This is a genomic window from Polynucleobacter sp. MWH-Loch1C5 (assembly GCF_018881775.1).
GTDB lineage: Bacteria > Pseudomonadota > Gammaproteobacteria > Burkholderiales > Burkholderiaceae > Polynucleobacter.
The window spans coordinates 417530-438862 of the sequence record NZ_JACVPR010000001.1 but is presented as its reverse complement, the minus strand read 5'-3'; the positions used below and the strand labels follow the sequence as shown (position 1 = coordinate 438862).

Genomic DNA, 21333 nt, shown 5'->3' with positions numbered 1-21333 from the left:
CTCATGAAAACAGTCTTAATCACTCGGCCCCCGGGGCAAGCTGCCCAGTTGGCTGAGTTGATTCGTGTTGCTTTACCGGCTGCTCATGTTTTGCAAATACCCTTACTCACTATTTTGCCCAATGAGGATCCGCGTGAGGCTGAGCGTTTACGTGAACAATTAAAAAAGACTGATTTAGCTGTGATTGTCAGCCCTAATGCTGTGGAATGCGGCATGCGCATGTTGGCGGGCTCTTGGCCTAAAGAGGTACCGATTGCAATTGTGGGGATGGGGAGTCAAAGAGCGTTATTGCATCATGGTATTGATCAGGCTTCTGGTTATCAAATTATTGCCCCCCAAGGTCAAGAAGATTCAGAAGGTTTATGGGCTGCTTTACAAGCCCTGAAGTGGCCTATGCAAGATCAACAAGTACTTTTCTTAAAAGGAGTCGGTGGACGAGTTTGGTTAGGAGAGCAATTTGTCATGCATGGTGCGCATGTTTATCCGATTAATGCGTATCAGCGCGTCACCCTCTCTAGTGAAGCGAGCCTATGGGATAAGCTCGCCACTTTAGAACCCAGCCAAACTTGTTGTTTAATGACTTCTTCTGAGGCGGCGCGTCATTGGGCGCAGGTCCTACAAAAAAAGCCATGGGGAGCGCCTTGGTTTGAGCATGTGCAGATGATTGCTAGTCATCCTCGGATTATGGCGGCTATTGAGGATTTGGGATTTCGCAAAGTTTCTTTGGCCGGCTCAGGGGATGAAGCTATATTGGCTGCCACATCTGCATGGTATAAAAATGACTCGCTCAGTTAAGATAGAGTTATGACAGAAAAAATTCAAACAAGCCTAGACGTGGATACTAAAAAAGCCAAGGCTGATGCTTTATCTGCCGGTCTGTGGAAGGCCTTGTGGGTTGCAGTGGCCGTCTGTGTCTTGTGGTTCGCTATTGAGGCCGGTTTTCATCTGTATCAGCGTCCCGCCAAATTAGATGCGAGAGTCGCTGAACTTGAAACGAAGTTGGCCATTTTGGAAGCCAGTGAAACCGAGTTGACAGAGATGCTCAAGGCAACTTTAGAGAGCGAAAAAAATCTCGCGCCTGTAGCCCAACGGATTCAAGAATTGATTCAGTTATCGACACATCTACCGATGATGGCTTTGCCACAAAAGGCAAATATTACTCAAAGCCCAGACTCCTCTGGTGGACCAGCACTATCTGAGCGTGTTGTCAGAGAAATTAAAAAAATCGGTGAGCAGCTCATTCGTATTCAAGTTGTGGGTGATGTGCAAGATGTGGCGATGACGCCTGCAGCTCAAAGCCTGATTCATCAGCAATTACGTATGCATTTACTCAGTGCACGTTTGGCTTGGTTATCGAAGATGCCAGCAGCCACACGGGTTGATTTACAAGAAGCAGAAAAGTTACTCGCGAAACATTACCAAGTTCAGGCGCCTGCTGTAGTGACCATGCAAAAGCTCTTAGGTGATCTGCAAAAAGAAATTGCTCAACCGCAGCAGAAGGGGCAGTAAGTATGCGCCATGCTTTGTGGTTAGCGTTCTTATTTGCAGCAGCAGTTCTGATTGCCTTATTTGCAAGTGCAAATGAGGGTCACGTCACGATTTATTTCCCACCCTATCGTGTGGACCTCAGTTTTAATTTATTGATTGGCCTATTGCTAGGACTCTTTGTGGTGACTGTAGTGGCCTGGAGAACTTTTGCTGCCGTTTTGGATGTGCCACGTCAGGCTGCGGCTTATCGTAAAAAGCGTCGCGAAGCACAAGCCATGAGTCATATTGCTGAGGCGATTGCAGAAATTTTTGCCGGACGATTTTCAAAAGCTTTGAAGGCGGCACAAGCAGCGAGTGCTAACGATGCTCTAGCCGATACTGCCGCTTTATTGGCCGCACGTGCTGCACATCGCTTAAATCAATTTGATTTACGTGATCAATGGTTAGAGAAGATTACGGCTAGCGATAAACAGCATGCTCGTTTAGTGGCGTTAGCGGATATGCAAATGGATGCCAATGATGCGCAAGCAGCTTTGGCAACCATTGAGCAGTTACAAAAAGGTGGCGGACGACAAATCTTTGTACAAAGAATTGCCTTACGCGCTAATCAGCAACTCAAACGTTGGACAGAGGTCTTACGTTTAACGCATAGTTTGAGTAAGCATGGGGCCCTACATCCTGTCTTGGTACAAAAAAATATTCAGGAAGCAGTTTCTAAATTAGTTCAAGAAAAATCGACGGATCATGAAGCTCTCTTAAAGATTTGGAAAACCTTACCTAAAGAAGATCGCCGTCTATCACGCGTGGCTTTGGTGATGGCCAAGGGCTTATTGGCGACTGGGCAGTTAAAAACAGCTCGTGAACTGATTGAAGAGTCCTTGGATGCTGAGTGGGATGCTGCTTTGATGGATCTTTATCCTGAATGTTGGGAAGCAGGTGAGTCTGCCCTGCAACAAATCCAAAAATTAGACACCTGGATGTTGAAATATCCTACAGAACCTCAAGTGTCCCTTGCGCTCGGGCGACTGTGTTATCAGCAAAAGCTTTGGGGTAAAGCCAAAGTGAGTTTGCAAGGTGTTTTAAAAGATGTGCGCAGTAAACCGATGGTTAAAGCGAGTGCGCATTTATATCTTGCACAATTACATGAGGCTTTGGCTGAGGCAGAAGAAGCGGCGCTACACTATAAACAAGCTGCTAGCGTTTACGCCACTTTATAAATCTTCCTGAATCAAGATAGCCAGCGGATCAAGCGTTCGACAGTTTTGCCATAAGGCGGGTGCGCTAAGCGCGTACCCATCCAAGCCTTAATACCTAGATAGCCTTTCACATGAAGTACAGATTTTTGATGACTGAAGGTATCAAAACCACTTTTACCGTGATAAGCACCCATGCCACTAGGGCCAATACCTCCAAAAGGTAAATTCTCAACGGTGATGTGCAATAGGGTGTCGTTGATAGCCACGCCTCCTGAGTGGGTTTGCTCGAGCACTGTTTGCAATTGCTTTTTGTTTTTTCCAAACCAATAAAGTGCAAGAGGGCGTTCATGATTTTGTACATACTCGATGGCGGCAGCGCTGTCTGCAACTTCAATGATGGGCAAGATAGGACCAAAGATTTCTTCTTGCATGATGAGGCTATTGTGGGGTACTTGAGTTAAAGCGCAGGGTGTAAAACCAGTCGCTAGAGGATCTAATAGCTCATGACGTTGTGCCCCTTTACTGACTGCCTCTTGCGTTAATTGTTCCCAGCGTTCTTGTTGGCGTGCATCGATCGCTTGAGTGAGCTCTGTCTTGCCATACAGTTCTCTCACAGCGGTATGCAAGGCTTTTAAGAAATGTTCTTTCTGGGCACTTTGTAATAAGACGTAATCTGGAGCAATACAGGTTTGACCGTTATTGAGTAATTTGCCGTAGGCAATACGTCGTGCTGCATCTTCAATGTCGGCATCGCTGGCAATCATGGCAGGACTTTTGCCGCCTAATTCGAGAGTCACAGGTGTTAGGTGGTCAGCTGCAGCGCGCATGACCATTTTTCCAACAGCGGTAGAGCCCGTAAAAAATAAATGGTCAAAAGGTAGGCTCACAAAATCACGAGCGACTTGAGCATCGCCTGTGGTGACAGAAAACTCTAGAGGGTGAAAAAATTCATTAATCAGTGTGGCTAAATAGCCAGATGTTCTCGGGCTGCGTTCAGAAGGCTTGAGCCAAACTCGATTGCCTGCGGCTAAGGCGGCAATCGCTGGCACCAGGGCTAACTGGATTGGGTAATTCCACGGGCTGACGATACCCACGACCCCTTTAGCTTGGGCTTGAGTCCAGGCGCGAGAGGGTCGTAAATGCCAAGGGACTTCCGCTAGTTGTGGGCGCATCCATTCGCGTAAATGTTTAATCGTATGTTTAGCTGCTTGTCTGACCATATTCAATTCAGCCAAACGAGTTTCCACAGGGTGGCGATAGCCGAAGTCTGCTTGGACCACCTTGCACAAATTATCTTCATAACGATCAATCATTTGCACGACGCGCAAGATTCTTTCTTTACGCACTTCGTAACTGGGATTGGCATCGTGTTGATAAGCCTTTTTTAGATCTTCGAGTTGTAGGTGTAGGGCATTCATTATTTTTATCTCACTATAGGCCAATTTATTTTTATACTGTATATTTATACAGTATTATGAAATCTGTTACACAAACAACGCCAACAGCTTTACGAGCTTTATACGTTGATTTCAACTCGTATTTTGCCTCGGCTGAGCAACAAATGCGACCTGATTTACGAGGTAAGCCTGTGGGTATTGTTGCAGTAGTGACGGATAGCACTTGTTGTATTGCTGCTAGCGTGGAGGCCAAGCGGTTTGGCGTCAAAACAGGAACGGGTGTGCGTGAGGCAAAACGCTTATGCCCCGGCATTGAAATTGTCGAAGCCAGGCCCCCTGAATACATTCGTTTGCACCATCGTTTGATTGCTGCCGTAGAGTCGTGTTTGCCTGTGACCGCAGTGCGTTCGATTGATGAGATGTGGTGTGAGTTAAGCGGGCGTGATCGTGAGCGTGCTAATGCTGAGCGTCTCGCTATACAAATTAAAGAAGCTATTTATACCCGCGTTGGGGAATATTTGCGCTGTTCAATTGGCATTGCGCCTAATCGTTATTTGGCAAAAACGGCGAGTAATATGCAAAAGCCCAATGGTTTAGTGGTGATTGAGCAGGCTGATTTGCCGAATATTTTGCATCGTTTGGCTCTACGAGATCTCAATGGCATCAGTGTGGCCATGGAAGAACGTTTACACCGTTATGGGATTGATACGGTTGCCAAATTATGTGCTGCCAGCCAAGCTGAATTGCGACGTGTTTGGGGTGGGGTTGAAGGCGAGCGTATGTGGGCGCGTCTGCGTGGGGAGTGGGTGCCAGACCCTGCGACAGAAAAGTCATCGGTTTCACACTCGCATGTGTTGCCTCCAGAATACCGCAATGCGACCGGTGCATTTGCGGTGGCGCATCGCCTCTTGCAGCGTGCTGCAGCACGTTTAAGACATTATGGCTTTGCCTCTAAGAGATTGACGGTCAAAGTGAAGTTAGTGATTCGAGGTTCTAGGAAGGCTGAGCATAGTTATTTACGTTGGGCAGATGAAGTTCAGTTTGGGGCCACACAACAAACCACCACTTTTTTGAAGGCTTTAGAAACTATGTGGCAACACTATCCTCGTGAATCCCATGTACAACCTGTTGCTGTGGGTGTTATTTTGAGTGAATTAGAGAATGCTGCAGGAATCACGCTGAGTATGTTTGAAGATGATCAGCATCCTTTAGATGAGGCTTTAGATGCCATTAATTTGCGTTACGGTAAAAATACTTTGTACTTTGGGGGAGCTCATCATGCGATTGAGAAAGGGCCGCCCCGTATTGCTTTTAACCACATTCCAGATCTCAATTTAGAAGAGGGGGGCTTGGGTGTTTGGTCAGCAGGAAAACCTGGAAAGCATTAGCATCAAGCCTTCTTCATGAAAACAATAGAAAGTCACTGTTTATGGACTATGCGGTGTTAGGTGGGGGTTGTTTCTGGTGCTTAGAAGCGGTGTATCAGCAGCTGCAAGGCGTGCGTCATGTCGAGTCAGGTTATACCGGTGGTCATACCCTCAACCCTGATTATGAGTCTATTTGTACAGGAAGCACAGGACATGCTGAAGTGGTGAAGGTCGAGTTTGATACGACAATCATTTCTTATGCGCAGATCCTCGAAGTCTTTTTTGCGATTCATGATCCAACGACTTTAAATCGCCAGGGTAACGATGTGGGTACTCAATACCGTTCAGTGATTTATTACCAGGGTGCTGAGCAAGAGAGAGTTGCCAGGCAGACCATCGAGCAACTCGAAGAGCGGGGTATTTATAGTGACCCTATCGTCACTGAGCTCAGTCCATTAGGCGTGTATTACCCAGCGGAAGCCTATCACCAAAATTATTTTGTAAATCATCCTTTTCAGGGATATTGTGCTTTTGTGGTGGGGCCTAAAGTACAGAAGTTTCGCCAACAATTTAGCCAATATCTAAAAGATTAGCAGTCATACAAAAGTGTCTTTAGGGCGCTAAGCGTTGTGTGCGCCACTGACCGTTTTCTTGGATATATTGAATACGGTCATGCAGACGCGAAGGACGTCCTTGCCAAAACTCAAATTGCTCAGGAATAACTCGAAAGCCTCCCCAGTGAGGTGGGCGTGGGGGATTTAAGGCAAATTTGAGACCATACTCAGCGGCTTTAGCGACTAAATAACTACGCCCGGAAATCACTTGGCTTTGCGGTGATGCCCACGCCCCAATACGGGAGTCGAGTGGGCGTGAGTGGTAATAAGCATCACTCTCGCTAGCATCAATTTTCTCGACGCGTCCTTCGATACGGATTTGTCTTTCTAGTTCTGGCCAGAAGAACAAGAGAGCGGCATGGGGATTGGCAATCAGTGCTTGGCCTTTACGACTCTCGTAGTTCGTAAAAAAGACAAAGCCACGCTGATCCACTTCTTTAATTAAGACTACTCGTGCACTGGGCTTGCCTGATGCATCTATGCTAGCGACCGTCATGGCATTGGGTTCAGCAATCTCAGATTGGCGTGCCTGTTCAAACCAAATATGAAACTGCTCAGTAGGGTCTTTCGCGACATCCTCCTCAGAAAGGCTGCCTTTCATATAAGTTTGACGTAAATCAGATAATCGAGTCATAAAGGAAGTATAAGGTTTTTCTTTCTTTGATAAGCTAGACCTCATTATAGGGAGGCTATTGATGTCGGAAATTCATGAAATGCCTAAAGATTTAAGTCCGTCAAAAAGTTTGGTGGTGAACTTGCGCCAACAATTGATGCAGGTCTTGCCATTTTCAGAAATGCAGGCAGAACACATCGATCAATTTATTAAAGCTGCCAAAGAATCCTATTTCGAGCCTGATGAAGTCATTCTGGATCCCAATCATGGACCGATTAACCGTTTATATTTTGTACGTCAAGGTACGGTCGTAGCCCGTAAAGGAATTGCACAAGAAGCCGGTGCTGCTCATGCCATTGAAACCGGTGAATTTTTCCCCGTGAGTGCAGCGATGGCTGGGCGTGCTGTGACAGCCACTTATTCTGCCCAGGGGGATTGTTTTTGTTTGACCATCAGTCGTGATGCGATGTTGCAATTGGCTGAGCAGTCTGGACCATTTGCTGATTTTCTGAATCAAAGAATTCTCAAGTTTTTGGAGCAGTCGAGAAAAATTCTGCAACGCCATTACGCCTCGCAGGTTTTTGCCGAACAGTCGTTAGAGACGCCTTTGGGGGCCTTGCCTAGAAAAAAACCACTCTTTGTACAGGAGCACACATCGATTCAAGAAGCTTTAAAGCAAATGCATGAGCGTCGGGTAGGGTCGATTCTGGTGACGAATAGCCAAAAAGACTTAGTCGGTATTTTGACGCGCTATGACATTTTAGGTCGTGTCACCATGCCTGCAGTCAGTCTTGAACGACCCATTTCAGACGTCATGACTCGGGGGGTTAAGGCTTTAACGGTCATGGATACCGCGCAGGATGCTGCCTTGATGATGTCTAAGTATGGTATTCGTCATGTACCTGTCATGGATGGCCAGGAGATTGTCAATATCGTATCTGAGCGTGATTTATTTGCTGCGCAGCGTTTGTCTCTTAAAAATATTAGTAGCGCGATTCGGACTGCCGAGGATGTCGCGACACTCATCACCTGTGCAAAAGATATTAGGAATTTCGCCAAGAATTTATTGGGGCAAGGAGTTCAGGCTCGGCAACTCACGGCTCTGATTAGCCATCTTAATGATTTAATTTGTGAGCGTTTGGTACTCATTCATGCCAATCAACATCAGTTGGATTTGAAGACCTTTGCTTGGTTGGCTCTAGGTTCGGAAGGGCGGGGTGAGCAAACGATTGCGACGGATCAAGACAATGCTTTAGTTTTTGTAAGCTCTGACCCCGATGCTGAACGCAACAAGTATTTGAGTTTTGCAAAAGAAGTGAATCTTGCCCTCGATGCATGTGGCTACCCCTTGTGTAAAGGGCAAGTCATGGCGAGCAATCCCAAAATTTGTTTATCAGATACTGAGTGGCTCGAACGCTTTTCCCATTGGATTGAGCATGGTAGTCCTGAAGATTTGTTGAACGCTAGTATTTATTTTGACTTCCGTGTGGTCGCAGGTAACGCTGATCTAGTCACGCCTATGCGTGATTTAGTTACACGTCAAGCTCAAGCGATTCCACGTTTCATTAAGCTACTGGCTGATAATTCATTACGTATGCGAGTGCCTATCAGTTGGCATGGTGGTATTGATACGCAAAAAGTAGCTGGCAAAGAATGTATTGATTTAAAAATGCAGGGCACGGCCATTGTGGTCGATGCCGCACGTATTTATTCTCTTGCTAAAGGTATTACTGTCACCAGTACGCGTGAGCGCTTATTGCAAGTGGGTCGGGCTCTAGAAGTCCCTGAGCGTGAGTATGAGGCATGGGTGAGCGCCTTTGAGTTTTTACAAATGCTACGCCTGTCGATACAGATTGAAGGAGCTTCAATAGCAGACAATCCCAATATGATGGAGTACGCATCCTTGAATGATATTGATCGACGGATTCTTAAGGAGTCGATTAAAACCATCAGAACCCTCCAGCAGCGTCTGGAACTGGACTATGGTCGTTAAGATGTCTTGGTTTGATAGATTCTTTTCTTCAACGGGCGCCGATGAAAATCGTTGGATCGTCTTGGATGTCGAGACGAGTGGTCTAGATCCTTATCGAGATCGTTTATTGGCCATCGCAGCTTTAGCGATACAGGTCGATCATGCCAAACAGAAAATCACGCTCGATCTCAGTGATAGTTTTGAGGCAGTACTTCGGCAAGATGAGGTCTCGGATAAGGACAATATCTTGTTACACGGGATTGGTGCTCATGCCCAACGCTCGGGTCAAGATCCAGTCCTGGTTTTGTCGCAATTTCGAGATTGGGTGGGTAACTCTCCGCTCTTTGCATTTCATGCAGCCTTTGATGAAGCCATGATTCAGCGGGCGTATCAGTATTTTATTGGTAAAAAAATCAAGAACCTTTGGATTGATATTGAGCCCTTGGCGGCAGCCAGTTACCCACAAATTAAAGCCCGTACTCTAGATCAATGGATGGCGCATTTTGGCATTCAGTGTGCGGTTAGGCATCAAGCTGCAGCAGATACCTTCGCCACCGCAGAGCTATTGATGCAAATCTGGCCCCAATTACGCCCGCTCGCCTCTAATTGCCGGGCTTTGAGCCATTTAGCCAAACAATCCCGCTGGATTCCACGTACTTAAGCCTGCTTTATAAGTTTGGTTTGCTGACTCTCAATTATTAATAAAACTTAATTTATTTAAGGGTATTAAATGGAAAACAAGTACTAAGTAATTGTTTTAATTGATTATTTTTCCTAGGGTAAGCACCAATATTTTCTTGTAGCTTACAAAGTCATAGTTGCGCCATAAGAACTTGGCTGGAGACTTGGTTTGATTCAATTTTTGAATACTCTGCAACTTGTTTTGTACATCGGTGCGCTGTCCCTGATCGGGCAAGGCATTCTTTTCATTTTTGCAGGCAATAAGCGAGATACCAATCTCTTTTATCAGCTGTTCCAGATTATTAACAGGCCCTGGACTTTCATTGCGAAGTTGATTTCTCCAAAAATGGTTGCTGAGCGTCATATTCCATTTGTGGCTTTTTGTGTGGTTTCTGTTTTCTACATCGCAATCACGATTGCTAAGGTAGAGCACTGTATTGCGATGGGCATGGTGGGGTGTAAATGATGAACTTTGATATGAAATGGCAATCCTACAAGTGGCGCGCAGTGGCTTGCATTGTTTTTGGCCAGAAACAAGCTGCAATTGATATTTTTTCTGAAATGCTCGATGAGTACCCGAATGATTCTTATGCCTTGGCAAGCAAGGCCCATCTACACGCAGAACTTGGTGAGAAGCAAGAGGCGATTGCCCTGTATAAGCGATTAGTAGCCAAACCGGATGCGCCAGCCTACGCTTGGTTCAATCTAGGTTTTATGCAAGAAGAAGAAAAACAAATCGAAGACGCAGAATTTAGTTTCCGCAAAGCGATTGAGCTTGACGACAAAATCGACCGTGCTTGGTATGGTCTTGGTCTCGTTCTTATTCAGCTCAATAAGTTTGATGAGGCGATTAAAGCTCTCAAACACAATACCAAATTGCAACCCATGAGCCCTTACGCCTGGTATCAGTTGGCGCGGGTTCATGTCGATCGTCATGAACCTGAAGAGGCTATGAAAATCATTAAGCATCTGAAGGGTTTTGAGCCCAAAGTGGCCGCCCAATTGGAGCGGGAAACTGGACTCAAAGTTTCGTGAGGGAGGAGCGGTTCGGTTGCAAGTTGGTGTTAACCAATGAATCGCATATGGTCCAGGGCAACCTGGTTTTGTAACAACGAGGAGAAACTGTTATGCAATTAACGGAATCGCATCGCCAATACTGGCAAAAGAACCTCAGAATCACAGCTGTGCTGTTGGCTATCTGGTTCATTGTCACGTTTGTGGTTGGGTATAACGCCCGCGACCTAAGCTTCTCATTCTTTGGCTGGCCATTTAGCTTCTGGATGGGTGCGCAGGGTTCATTGGTGATCTATGTTCTGATCATCGCCTTCTATGCGCGATATATGAACAATTTAGATCAAGAGCACGGATGTGCAGAAGAAGAGGAGGCTTAATATGGCTGGATTAGCTCCTGAAAGCGGCGGCGGCGCATTTTCTGCGTCAAGCAACGCTGCATTTAAGAAACAACTTAACAAGATCTACGCTTGGTATACGGGGGGCTTTATTGCTTTCGTGATTGTTTTGGCGATCATGGAGCAAATGGGCTTGCCACGTAACTGGATTGGTTACATCTTCTTGGGCGCCACAGTATTGCTCTACGCCGGTATCGGTGTGATGAGCCGTACAAATGACGCTTCAGAATACTATGTGGCTGGTCGTCGTGTGCCAGCGGTGTACAACGGTATGGCAACAGGCTCAGACTGGATGTCGGCTGCGTCCTTCATCGGTATGGCTGGTACTCTCTACCTAACAGGCTACGGTGGACTCGCGTTCATCATGGGTTGGACTGGTGGCTACTGTTTGGTAGCGTTGTTCCTCGCTCCATACTTGCGTAAGTTTGGTCAGTTCACGATCCCTGACTTCCTCGGTGCTCGTTACGATGGTAATTTGCCACGTTTATTGGGTATCTTGGCAGCCATTATCTGTTCATTCGTTTATGTGGTCGCTCAGATCTACGGTGTAGGTTTGATCACAACACGTTTGACAGGTGTGCCATTTGAACTCGGTATTTTCTTGGGTCTTGGTGGTATCTTGGTCTGTTCATTCTTGGGTGGTATGCGTGCGGTGACTTGGACACAAGTTGCCCAGTACATCATCTTGATCATCGCTTACTTGATTCCTGTGATTTGGTTGTCTGTGAAGCAGACAAGTTTCCCAATTCCTCAATTGGTTTACGGCTTCCAACTTGAAAAAGTGACAGCCCGTGAAGCTGAATTGATTAAAGATCCTAAGGAACTCGAAGTGATCGCAGTATTCAAACAGCGTGCTGATGACCTCGGTGCCAAGTTGAAGGATATTCCTGCTGCTTTGGCTGCTGATAAAGCTGCTGCTGAGAAGAAACTGGCTGATCTGAAGGCTGCTAATGCGCCAGCTGCTGATATTGCTGCTGCTGAGAAAGCTTTAGCTGCTGTACCTAAGGATGAAGCTGCTGCTAAAGATGCTTGGACGAAAGCTAAAGCTGCTAATGAGGCACGTGCACGACCACTCGCTGGTATGCCACGTCACTCACAACAGTTTGCTGGTGATCCAAATGGAGATGAAAAAGCACGTACTGCTTACGACACATCACGTCGTAACTTCCTAGCTTTGATTTTCTGTTTGATGGTCGGTACAGCTGCTTTGCCACACATCTTGATGCGTTACTACACCACACCATCTGTGAAAGAAGCTCGTGAGTCAGTGACATGGTCATTGTTCTTCATCTTCTTGCTCTACTTCACTGCACCTGCCTTGGCAGTTTTGGTGAAATACGAGGTGTTTAACGTCTTGGTGGGAACACCGTTTGATCAACTGCCGGCCTGGATTAATCAATGGGCTAAGGTTGACCCAGCGTTGCTCTCTATCGCTGACGTTAACAAAGACGGTATTTTCCAGTTAGGTGAAATGCGTATCGGTGGTGACATCATCGTGTTGGCTACCCCAGAAATCGGTGGTCTGCCATACGTAATCTCTGGTATGGTCGCTGCGGGTGGTTTGGCTGCTGCTTTGTCAACAGCTGACGGCTTGCTCTTGACAATCGCTAACGCTTTGTCACACGACTTGTACTACAAGATGATTGATCCTAACGCTTCAACTGGTAAGCGCGTGATGATCTCTAAGATCCTCTTGTTGGTAGTGGCTCTTGCTGCTGCTTATGTGGCTGCTCAGAAACCTGCGGACATCTTGTTCCTCGTTTCTGCTGCGTTCTCATTTGCTGCGGCTGCCTTCTTCCCAGCATTGGCTCTCGGTATCTTCTGGAAGCGTGCTAACAAGTGGGGTGCTTGTGTGGGTATGATCGGTGGTTTCGGTATCACCTTCTACTACATGATCACAACACATCCATGGTTACGTAGCGTCTTCGGTGTGACTTCTCCAGTTGAACTCTGGTGGGGTATTGCTCCGATTTCAGCTGGTATCTTTGGTGTACCTGTTGGTATCGCATTGATTGTCATCGTGAGCTTATTAACACCAGCTCCACGTAAGGACATTCAAGAGCTCGTTGACCATGTACGTTACCCAACGTTACGTGGCGACAAAGCTTAATAAAGTTTAGCCAAGAGTGATGGCCTCGCTGCAGGGGCCTCACATTTCAACCCGCTCTTCGGAGCGGGTTTTTTCTTTTCAATTTCTTATATAGTCATGCTTATGACTTTAGAAGATCAACAATTTCAAGAACGCGCCTTCGGTGGCGTCGCGCGTATTTATGGCAGTGATGCCCTGCAATACTTTAGGCAGGCGCATGTCATCGTCGTAGGTTTGGGTGGAGTCGGTTCTTGGGCGGCTGAGGCTTTAGCCAGGACTGGCGTTGGGCATATGACCCTGATTGATTTTGATCATATTGCACCGAGTAATATCAATCGTCAGTTACATGCTTTGACCAATACCTGTGGTCAAGCTAAGACGATAGCGATGCAAGAACGTCTTCTCAAGATTAATCCGGCTATACAGCTAGGGCTAGTGGACGATTTTTTAAAGCCTGAAAACTTTGAAACTCACTTACTTAAAGACATCCATCATCCGACTTATATATTGGATGCAAGCGATGATGTGCGCATGAAAACAGCCCTCATTGTTTATGCTCAGAAAAAAATACCGCTAGTCGTGTGTGGCGCTGCCGGGGGTAAGATCGATCCAACCCGTATATGTAGAGCTGACCTGTCGGAGTCCTCACAAGATCCAATCTTATCCAAGATCCGCTACACCTTAAGAAGACAATTTGGCTATCCTAAAGAGACCCATAAAAAAATGGGTGTCCGAGTTATTTATTCTGATGAACCTGTCAAAGGTCAAGGGGGGCAGGGTTTGGCATGCTCAAGCTATGGCTCGGCGATGACTGTGACTGCCACCATGGGTTTAGCAGCCGCCTCTGAAATCTTGGCACAAATGCAGAAAAAAGCGACTGCAACTATAAAGAAGAGCTAGCTCTGGCAGCCTTTAGCTACTTATCTTGCTTTGGATATGAGCCAAAGCCTCTTCTACTTGATCAACGAGTACTAAGCAAACATCGCCCGCTTCTATTTGACTAAAGGCGGAGTCAATCGCTTTGAACTCACCTTGGATCTCTTCAATTTTCTTCACAATTTTAGAGTCGCTTAGGCCTTGACGTAAGATGGCAACCACTTCGCCATCAGCTCGACCTCTTTGGCACTGATCTTCATAAAGAATCACATGGTCAAAGTGCTGTCCTAAGATTTCTGTTTGTTTACGAATATCTTGATCGCGACGATCACCTGCGCCACTGATAACAACCATACGTTTCTTGGCTGGCATTTGGCTGATTGTTTCAGACAAAGCGGCAATCGCATCAGGATTATGGCCATAGTCAGCAATGATAGTGGCTTGACGATAAGTAAATAAATTAAAGCGCCCAGGCACGTTGTTGGCATCGCTAACAAAGCTTGATAGCGCCTGAGAAATCACATCCCAAGAGATATTGAGTGCCCATGCAGCACCAATTACAGCCATGGTGTTTTCTACCTGAAAGCTAATCATGCCATTGGCAGTGATGGGAATCGAGCTAAGAGGAATATGAAACTCTTTCTTACCTTCAGCAGCTATGATGTGTTGGTCTTGTACAAAAATCACACGCTGACCTTGGGCGCGATGTTTGGCCATGATCGGATGCTGTACATCTCTAGCAAAGTAGGTGACTTGACCGGGGCAAACTTTAGCCATTTTGGCAACCAAGGGGTCTGCGGCATTGAGAACAGCCATCCCCGACGGAGCCACATTTTGCACAATCACGCGTTTCACATTCGCAATTTCTGCGGCCGTGTTGATGTAGTTCATGCCTAGGTGATCACCTTCACCAATATTGGTCACAACAGCCACATGACAGCGATCAAAGCCAAGGCCTTCACGCAAAATACCGCCACGCGCAGTTTCTAAGACAGCAGCATCCACATCAGGATGCATTAAAACATTACGGGCACTTTTCGGACCACTGCAGTCACCCGTGTCAATACGTCGACCGTTCACATAAACACCATCGGTGCCGGTAAAACCTACGCGCAGGCCTTGCTCCTTAAAAATGTGAGCAATCATTCTCACTGTCGTGGTTTTACCATTCGTGCCCGTCACGGCGACGGTAGGGATACGACCGTCCTCTCCGGGACCAAACATCGTGGAAATAATGGCTTCACCGACAGGTCGGCCTTTGCCGTATGAAGGATGTAGATGCATACGTAAGCCAGGGGCCGCATTCACTTCAACGATACCGCCACCTTGTTCTTCAAGCGGTTTGAAAACGTTTTCGCAGACTACGTCGACACCACAAATATCTAAGCCCACCATCTGTGCAGCAGCAATCGCAGAAGCAGCTAAATCAGGGTGAACATCTTCAGTCACATCGGTAGCCGTACCCCCGGTGCTGAGATTGGCATTATTTCTGAGAGTCACGCGCAAACCTTTCGCGGGTACTGACTCAGGGCTTAAGTCTTGATTTTTGAGCGTGGAAATAGCGATTTCATCAATCCTGATTTTGCTCAGTGATGTGGCGTGACCATCGCCACGCAGTGGATCTTTATTCACTTCTTCAACGAGTTCGCGCACCGTATGCACGCCGTCACCCGTGACATAGGGAGGTTCACGTCTGGCAGCAGCAACCAATTGATTGCCAATCACTAAAAAGCGGTGATCTTGTCCCGGTAAATACCTCTCCACAATCACTTCTGAAGAAATCTTAGAGGCAGCAGCAAAAGCGATATCAATTTGTTCACGTGTGCTGATGTTGACAGCTACACCTTTGCCTTGATTACCATCACGGGGTTTGATGGCCACAGGCACTTTCAGCTCTAAATAGGTTTCCCATGCCTCATCCGCTGTTGTGACAATCTTACCCATGGGAACTGGTACACCAGCAGCATTTAAGAGACGCTTAGTTAAATCCTTGTCTTGTGCAATCGATTCAGCAATGGCAGACGTTTCACTCGTTTCAGCTGCCTGAATCCGCCTTTGTTTGCTGCCCCAGCCCAGTTGTACGAGGCTGCCTTCTGTTAAGCGTTGATAGGGGATGCCTCGCGCAATGGCCGCATCTACGATCGATGCGGTGCTAGGGCCTAAGCGAATATCTTCATCAAGTTCCTGAAGCTGGGAGATGTATTCCTCAAGGTGTGAGCCATTATCAATTAAGGCAGACTGACAAAGTTTGATGGCTAGATCTAAGGCGAGTCTTCCCACTTTTTCTTCGGTGTACTCAACAACAACGATATAGACACCATCATCTGGTGTGCTCATGGTGCGACTAAAGGCCACAGGGCAACCTGCCTGCGCTTGTAGGTCGCGAGTACAAACCTCGAGTACGTGTGCTAATGAGACGGGCTCATTTTGGGTATTGGATATGGGGCCTAATTGTGGGAAGCGACTACGTAAGCGTGTTTCGAAACCTTGAAGATTATCCAAAGCTCGCTCATTCGGTTCGCAATAAACCAAAGCTTCAATGGCTGTATGTTTGCCCCAGATATTAGGGCCTCGAAGTGCGCGGATGCGAGTCAGTTCCATATTATTGATAAGTTTGTAGGCCAGCGGCCATCACTTCTTTTGATAAATTCATTGACCAACCCGCACCGATAGCCGCTAAGACATACTCTAAAGTATGTTGCTTAGTGCTAGCCTGAAGTACGGGGATGTTTTTAATCGGCATGAGGACATGACGCTCAGCACCTTCTGCCAGAACAATTTGGGTGTCGTCCGTAAAAATCGCTTTACCGCCTGCCTCAAGATGTTTTTGTACGGTTTCATTCATGCCATAGCGACTGAAGAAAATGACTTCACCATCACAGAGTTCAGCCATTTCAGCAACGAGTGGATCGTCACCATTGAGCACCGCAAAACCTTGAGGTAGCACCACATCCACCTGAGTACGTAAGACATTGTAGATTTGACGCTCTTCCAAAATATCGCACTCAGGCACGGTGTCGTTAGGGTCTAAATGGGTAACGATGCCGACCTGGCAGCGATCATAGGCTAAGCCCTCGTTCAGAATCATGCGATTACTGTTTTCAAAAACAGCCGCTTCGATTTGACGATTCATGAGGATTCGATTTGAGCTTGCCCAATTGGCACAATCGCCGCTGACTTGCAAGCGTTGGCTAAAGTACGCCCCTTTACTACAAGCGAGACCGACTTTGAGACCGGTCAGTTGTAATAGGTGGGCGCATAACTGGGCAACTAAAGTTTTACCGCGTGAACCGGCGACTCCCACAATCGGAATGCGTCCTTGATCGCCATTGGGGAAAAGATGTTCGACAATCGCCTGGCCAACGGGCTGTGGCGTACCTATGGCGGGTTTAAGATGCATGATTAAGCCTGGGCCCGCGTTCACCTCCACAATCGCGCCACCCGTTTCTTCAAGTGGTTTAGAAATATCTGTGGTGACCAAGTCAATGCCAGCAATGTCTAAACCAACGACGCGCGCGGCTAAGGTGGCTTGGTGGGCGACTTCAGGATGTATCAAATGTGTCACTTCAAAAGCCATATTGCCCGAGCGCTGTACTAATACTTCTTGACCTGCAGTAGGAACTGCATCGAGCTCTAATTGTTGTTTGGCTAGAGTAATATCGAGGAGGTGGTCGAAGTAGACAGGGCTGAGTGGTTGTAGTTCGGCATCGCCACGGCGTGGATCGGTATTGAGTTCTTCATCAATCAGTTGACGTACAGTGCGACGACCATCACCGGTCACCCAAGCGGATTCACCTTTTGAGGCCGCCACAACTTTGCGACCCACGACCAAGAGGCGGTGCTCATCACCATCGATATAACGTTCCACCATCACGCCGCTACCTTGACGCAGAGCATTCACGTAGGCTTTTTCGATTTCATCTTGGGAGGTGAGATTGGTAAACACGCCACGTGCATGATTACCGTCATATGGTTTAACCACCACAGGCACACCAATGTCTTGTGCGGCTGCCCAAGCATCACTGGGGCTATCCACCATGCGACCCTCAGGTACTTGTACTCCACAGGATGCTAAGAGAGATTTAGTTAAGTCTTTGTCTCGAGAAATGCCTTCAGCAATCGCACTGGTTTGATCGGTTTCTGCGGTCCAAATACGACGCTGTTTGCAGCCATAGCCCAACTGCACTAAATTGCCTTCAGTCAGACGATGTGTGGGAATATCGCGATCACGCGCGGCATTCACAATACACGCTGTACTCGGGCCTAGATAGAGGCTATCGACTAACTCCTCAATTTCACTGACTGCCTGAGGTACGTCAAAGGGGCGATCTTCAATCGCTGCCATCAAGAGATCGCGAGCATGAAAGAGCGCTTTTTTGGTAATCTCTTCATGCCAGGCTCTGACGACCACCTTATACACACCGCGCTGACTGGTTTCGCGAGCCTTACCAAAACCACCGGGCATGCCGGCCAAATTTTGTAATTCCAAGGTGACGTGTTCCAGGATATGAGCCGGCCAGGTTCCTTCGTGTAAGCGACGCACAAAACCACCGTGTTCTTCGTAGCTGCAATGGTGTTCCTCTAGACTCGGTAGCCAGGCAACTAGACGGTCGGTAAAGCCAGGTAAGAGGTTGGAGGGGTAGTCTTCTAAATCATGAATATCAACAAGTGCTTCGATGATCGGCGTATAGGTCCACATGCTGGGCCCCTTGATCATCTTTAAGTCTTTGATTTCTATATATTTTTTAGTCATTTAGGGGTGGCAGCTGGCAGTTATTCTTATACGTTGGCTCTAAACGCATAACTTGGATTTGGGTTGACAAAAAACTGCATGGGGATAGAGCCTAAATTTGCGATAATGTGCCCTCATTATCAACCAAAATCATCCTCGCTTGAACTCACAAAATCGCCTGCCCATTACGCGTCTTGCCCCTTTTTGGCAAGAGGCTCTTCAACCCGTTTTGGCGCTTGAGGAGCAGGTGTTGGTTTGTGTGGAATTGGATCTCAATTTAAAGTTGCAATATAGCCAAAGCCTCTTATGTTTGACGACACAACGCTTACTGGCGTTTGATGATCAAGGTGTGCTGGCGCAAACTTGGTCGGTTGACCCTGCGCTTAAATTACATCTTCACGATCATGCGGGGGTGGGTAGCCTAGAGCTCGTCAATACTCAAGAACGTTTAGGTATTTGGCGTTTTACTTTGGCACAAAACCCTGCAGCCAATCGATTGGTGCAGCAATTGAAGTTAGAGCAAAAGCGTGCACAGGGTGTTGCTGATGAGGATGATGAGGCCGATGCGCAATCTTTATGCCCCACTTGTTGGGTGCCTTTGCCACCCGATCAGGATGAATGTCCGGCATGTACTGCTGAAAACACGACTCCGCCATCGACCTGGACCCTGTTTCGTTTGTGGCGTTTTGCAAAGCCCTATAAAACCCAACTCTTTTGGGGCTTCGTTCTCACCCTAGCTTCAACGGCTGCGACCTTGGTGCCACCCTATTTGACGATGCCATTGATGGACGATGTGCTCTTGCCTTATCAAAATGGTCAACCAATGAATTACACCTTGGCTGGCTTATACATGGGTGGCTTATTGCTCGCTGCGATTGTGGCCTGGGTATTGGGATGGGCTAAAACTTATATTCTGGCTTTGGTGAGTGAGCGTATTGGTGCAGATCTGCGAACCACGACCTATAGCCATCTCATGAAATTATCTTTGGAGTATTTTGGCGCGAAGAGAACGGGTGATTTAATTGCCCGTATTGGTTCTGAGTCTGATCGTATTTGTTTGTTTTTATCTTTGCATTTACTCGACTTTGCCACCGATGTGCTCATGATTCTCATGACCGCTGCGATCTTGATTTCGATCGATCCGTGGTTGGCATTGGTGACCTTATTGCCGCTACCATTTATTGCGTGGATGATTCATATCGTGCGCGATAAATTGCGCTTTGGCTTTGAGAAGATCGATCGTATTTGGTCTGAAGTCACGAGTGTTTTAGCAGACACTATTCCGGGTATTCGAGTGGTGAAAGCGTTTGCCCAAGAAAATCGTGAAGCTGAGCGTTTTCATGCATCGAACCAACATAACTTAGCAGTCAATGACCGTGTCAATCGTGTATGGGCCTTGTTCTCACCCACCATTACCTTACTCACAGAAATTGGCCTCTTAGTCGTTTGGGCTTTTGGTATTTGGCAGATCGCTAATGATGCGATTACAGTAGGTATGCTCACTGCTTGCTTAGCCTATATTGGCCGTTTTTATACGCGTTTAGACTCTATGAGTCGCATCGTTTCTTTTACACAAAAAGCGGCGACAGGCGCCAAACGAATTTTTGATATCTTGGATCACGTCTCGAGCGTTCCTGAACCACAAAACCCGGTCCGCATCGATAAAGTACGCGGTCATATTCAACTACAAAACGTTGGTTTTCGTTATGGCAATCGCGCTGTTACTAAGGGAATCAGTCTGGATATTCAGCCCGGTGAGATGATTGGTTTGGTAGGTCACAGCGGTTCGGGCAAGAGTACCTTGGTCAACTTGATTTGTCGTTTCTATGATGCAGCAGAAGGAACGATTACCTTAGATGGTGTTGATATTCGCTCGATTGCCATTGCAGACTACCGTAAAAATATCGGTTTGGTACTGCAAGAACCTTTCTTATTCTTTGGCACGATTGCAGAAAATATTGCTTATGGCAAGCCGGGTGCTACTCGCGCAGAAATTATTGAGGCTGCACGTGCTGCCCATGCCCATGAATTCATCTTACGCCTGCCGCATGGCTATGATTCCCTCGTCGGTGAGCGTGGTCAGTCACTCTCCGGTGGTGAGCGTCAGCGTATTTCAATTGCCCGTGCGCTACTGATCGATCCGCAAATTCTGATCTTGGATGAGGCCACTTCATCGGTAGACAGTACTACTGAAAAAGAAATTCAAAAGGCGCTAGATAATCTGGTGCGAGGTCGAACTACGATTGCGATTGCACATCGTCTCTCGACTCTCAGAAAAGCAGATCGCTTGGTGGTTCTCAATAAAGGTCAGGTCATTGAAATCGGCAACCATGATGAGTTGATGGCCTTGGATGGTACCTATCGGCGTATGTATGAAACCCAAGCCCGTCAATCGCAAGATGATGTAGGTAACGAGGTGCAATCATGAGTTTTCAGTTAAGTCGGGATGCTTTTGGGCACTTACGTTTAAGGGATGAACAAGGCCAGGTTTTTGAGCAGGTGGTTCCGGTGCGAGCTTTCCCCATTAGTGCGGCCCAAGACGGTATATCAATCATGGATCGTGAGGGTCATGAGTTGGTGTGGCTCAATCACCTAGCTGAAACCACTATTGACAACCAGGCCCTCATCCAAGAAGAATTAGCCTCAAGAGAGTTTGTGCCACTGATTGAAAAAATCGTCTCGGTATCTACTTTTGCTACACCGAGTAGTTGGCAGATAAAAACGAATCGAGGAGATACGGTTCTGATATTAAAAGGTGAGGATGATATCCGCCGCATTTCGAAAACAACTTGTTTGATTTCGGATACCAACGGCGTGCAATACCTCATTGATGATATCGGCCGTTTAGATAAGCAGAGTCGACGTTTGCTCGATCGATTCTTGTAATAAGAGGGTATTT

17 protein-coding genes and 1 pseudogene are annotated in these 21333 nt (G+C 47.0%); 14 read left to right on the top strand and 4 right to left on the bottom strand.

All coding sequences use genetic code 11. The annotated features are described in order from the left end of the window. The first annotated feature begins 3 nt into the window (after positions 1–3). The 3 genes from ICE94_RS02180 to ICE94_RS02170 are packed head-to-tail and all read left to right on the top strand — an operon-like array spanning position 4 to position 2705. Positions 4–795, top strand: a complete 792-nt coding sequence (locus ICE94_RS02180) for a uroporphyrinogen-III synthase (RefSeq protein ID WP_216148217.1) — start codon at positions 4–6, stop codon at positions 793–795. 9 nt (positions 796–804) lie between these two features. Continuing rightward, positions 805–1509, top strand: a complete 705-nt coding sequence (locus ICE94_RS02175) for a uroporphyrinogen-III C-methyltransferase (protein WP_216148214.1) — start codon at positions 805–807, stop codon at positions 1507–1509. Positions 1510–1511: 2 nt separating this feature from the next. Beyond that, complete coding sequence (locus ICE94_RS02170; RefSeq protein WP_216148211.1) at positions 1512–2705, top strand: heme biosynthesis HemY N-terminal domain-containing protein; 1194 nt, start codon at positions 1512–1514, stop codon at positions 2703–2705. An 11-nt stretch (positions 2706–2716) separates the two neighbouring features. On the opposite strand, the gene ICE94_RS02165 is transcribed toward ICE94_RS02170, so the two are convergent. Then, entirely contained in the window at positions 2717–4102 is a 1386-nt protein-coding gene (locus ICE94_RS02165; RefSeq protein ID WP_216148209.1) for a coniferyl aldehyde dehydrogenase, read from the bottom strand. A 56-nt stretch (positions 4103–4158) separates the two neighbouring features. Here ICE94_RS02165 and ICE94_RS02160 point away from each other — a divergent pair, with 56 nt between their 5' ends. Further along, on the top strand, positions 4159–5469 hold the full coding sequence (locus ICE94_RS02160) for a DNA-directed DNA polymerase (RefSeq protein ID WP_216148206.1): 1311 nt from the start codon (positions 4159–4161) through the stop codon (positions 5467–5469). 35 nt (positions 5470–5504) lie between these two features. Beyond that, positions 5505–6041, top strand: coding sequence for a peptide-methionine (S)-S-oxide reductase MsrA (gene msrA, locus ICE94_RS02155; protein ID WP_370623790.1), 537 nt, complete (start codon positions 5505–5507; stop codon positions 6039–6041). Between the two features lie 19 nt (positions 6042–6060). On the opposite strand, the gene pdxH is transcribed toward msrA, so the two are convergent. Further along, on the bottom strand, positions 6061–6696 hold the full coding sequence (gene pdxH, locus ICE94_RS02150; protein WP_216148201.1) for a pyridoxamine 5'-phosphate oxidase: 636 nt from the start codon (positions 6694–6696) through the stop codon (positions 6061–6063). A 61-nt stretch (positions 6697–6757) separates the two neighbouring features. Here pdxH and ICE94_RS02145 point away from each other — a divergent pair, with 61 nt between their 5' ends. The 7 genes from ICE94_RS02145 to ICE94_RS02115 all read left to right on the top strand — a co-directional run bounded on the left by ICE94_RS02145 (position 6758) and on the right by ICE94_RS02115 (position 13726). Then, entirely contained in the window at positions 6758–8668 is a 1911-nt protein-coding gene (locus tag ICE94_RS02145) for a DUF294 nucleotidyltransferase-like domain-containing protein (RefSeq protein ID WP_216148197.1), read from the top strand. Between the two features lies 1 nt (position 8669). Beyond that, positions 8670–9308 carry a PolC-type DNA polymerase III gene (locus ICE94_RS02140; RefSeq protein ID WP_216148193.1) on the top strand — a complete coding sequence of 213 codons (639 nt, stop codon included), beginning with the start codon at positions 8670–8672 and terminating at the stop codon, positions 9306–9308. Between the two features lie 189 nt (positions 9309–9497). Further along, positions 9498–9794 (top strand): hypothetical protein, encoded by a 297-nt coding sequence (locus ICE94_RS02135; RefSeq protein ID WP_216148190.1) that lies wholly within the window; start codon positions 9498–9500, stop codon positions 9792–9794. Beyond that, positions 9791–10363 carry a tetratricopeptide repeat protein gene (locus tag ICE94_RS02130; RefSeq protein WP_255539057.1) on the top strand — a complete coding sequence of 191 codons (573 nt, stop codon included), beginning with the start codon at positions 9791–9793 and terminating at the stop codon, positions 10361–10363. The genes ICE94_RS02135 and ICE94_RS02130 overlap by 4 nt, the downstream gene beginning before the upstream one ends. Positions 10364–10455: 92 nt before the next feature. Further along, positions 10456–10719, top strand: a complete 264-nt coding sequence (locus tag ICE94_RS02125; RefSeq protein WP_216148187.1) for a DUF4212 domain-containing protein — start codon at positions 10456–10458, stop codon at positions 10717–10719. Between the two features lies 1 nt (position 10720). Beyond that, positions 10721–12847 (top strand): sodium:solute symporter family protein, encoded by a 2127-nt coding sequence (locus tag ICE94_RS02120; RefSeq protein ID WP_216148184.1) that lies wholly within the window; start codon positions 10721–10723, stop codon positions 12845–12847. Between the two features lie 102 nt (positions 12848–12949). Beyond that, positions 12950–13726, top strand: coding sequence for a ThiF family adenylyltransferase (locus ICE94_RS02115; protein ID WP_255539056.1), 777 nt, complete (start codon positions 12950–12952; stop codon positions 13724–13726). 12 nt (positions 13727–13738) lie between these two features. On the opposite strand, the gene cphA (ICE94_RS02110) is transcribed toward ICE94_RS02115, so the two are convergent. Together cphA (ICE94_RS02110) and cphA (ICE94_RS02105) are read right to left on the bottom strand one after the other, a co-directional pair. Beyond that, on the bottom strand, positions 13739–16303 hold the full coding sequence (cphA, locus tag ICE94_RS02110) for a cyanophycin synthetase (RefSeq protein WP_216148177.1): 2565 nt from the start codon (positions 16301–16303) through the stop codon (positions 13739–13741). Positions 16304–16310: 7 nt separating this feature from the next. After that, a pseudogene (gene cphA / locus ICE94_RS02105) lies at positions 16311–18455 on the bottom strand (cyanophycin synthetase); the annotation flags it as partial. 139 nt (positions 18456–18594) lie between these two features. Here cphA (ICE94_RS02105) and ICE94_RS02100 point away from each other — a divergent pair. Both ICE94_RS02100 and ICE94_RS02095 read left to right on the top strand, forming a co-directional pair. Then, positions 18595–20862 (top strand): ABC transporter ATP-binding protein, encoded by a 2268-nt coding sequence (locus ICE94_RS02100; protein ID WP_216148171.1) that lies wholly within the window; start codon positions 18595–18597, stop codon positions 20860–20862. Next, positions 20859–21320: a DUF1854 domain-containing protein gene (locus ICE94_RS02095; RefSeq protein ID WP_216148168.1), complete on the top strand. Its 462-nt coding sequence runs from the start codon at positions 20859–20861 to the stop codon at positions 21318–21320. The genes ICE94_RS02100 and ICE94_RS02095 overlap by 4 nt, the downstream gene beginning before the upstream one ends. The last annotated feature ends 13 nt before the right edge of the window (positions 21321–21333 follow it).

Bases quoted from the DNA above. Each gene is read 5' to 3' on its own strand.
- ICE94_RS02165 (WP_216148209.1), bottom strand. From the start codon at position 4,102: ATGAATGCCCTACACCTACAACTCGAAGATCTAAAAAAGGCTTATCAA.
- pdxH (WP_216148201.1), bottom strand. From the start codon at position 6,696: ATGACTCGATTATCTGATTTACGTCAAACTTATATGAAAGGCAGCCTT.
- ICE94_RS02160 (WP_216148206.1), top strand. From the start codon at position 4,159: ATGAAATCTGTTACACAAACAACGCCAACAGCTTTACGAGCTTTATAC.
- ICE94_RS02125 (WP_216148187.1), top strand. From the start codon at position 10,456: ATGCAATTAACGGAATCGCATCGCCAATACTGGCAAAAGAACCTCAGA.
- ICE94_RS02170 (WP_216148211.1), top strand. From the start codon at position 1,512: ATGCGCCATGCTTTGTGGTTAGCGTTCTTATTTGCAGCAGCAGTTCTG.
- ICE94_RS02180 (WP_216148217.1), top strand. From the start codon at position 4: ATGAAAACAGTCTTAATCACTCGGCCCCCGGGGCAAGCTGCCCAGTTG.
- ICE94_RS02175 (WP_216148214.1), top strand. From the start codon at position 805: ATGACAGAAAAAATTCAAACAAGCCTAGACGTGGATACTAAAAAAGCC.
- ICE94_RS02130 (WP_255539057.1), top strand. From the start codon at position 9,791: ATGATGAACTTTGATATGAAATGGCAATCCTACAAGTGGCGCGCAGTG.
- ICE94_RS02115 (WP_255539056.1), top strand. From the start codon at position 12,950: ATGACTTTAGAAGATCAACAATTTCAAGAACGCGCCTTCGGTGGCGTC.
- ICE94_RS02120 (WP_216148184.1), top strand. From the start codon at position 10,721: ATGGCTGGATTAGCTCCTGAAAGCGGCGGCGGCGCATTTTCTGCGTCA.
- ICE94_RS02140 (WP_216148193.1), top strand. From the start codon at position 8,670: ATGTCTTGGTTTGATAGATTCTTTTCTTCAACGGGCGCCGATGAAAAT.
- ICE94_RS02145 (WP_216148197.1), top strand. From the start codon at position 6,758: ATGTCGGAAATTCATGAAATGCCTAAAGATTTAAGTCCGTCAAAAAGT.
- ICE94_RS02095 (WP_216148168.1), top strand. From the start codon at position 20,859: ATGAGTTTTCAGTTAAGTCGGGATGCTTTTGGGCACTTACGTTTAAGG.
- cphA (WP_216148177.1), bottom strand. From the start codon at position 16,303: ATGGAACTGACTCGCATCCGCGCACTTCGAGGCCCTAATATCTGGGGC.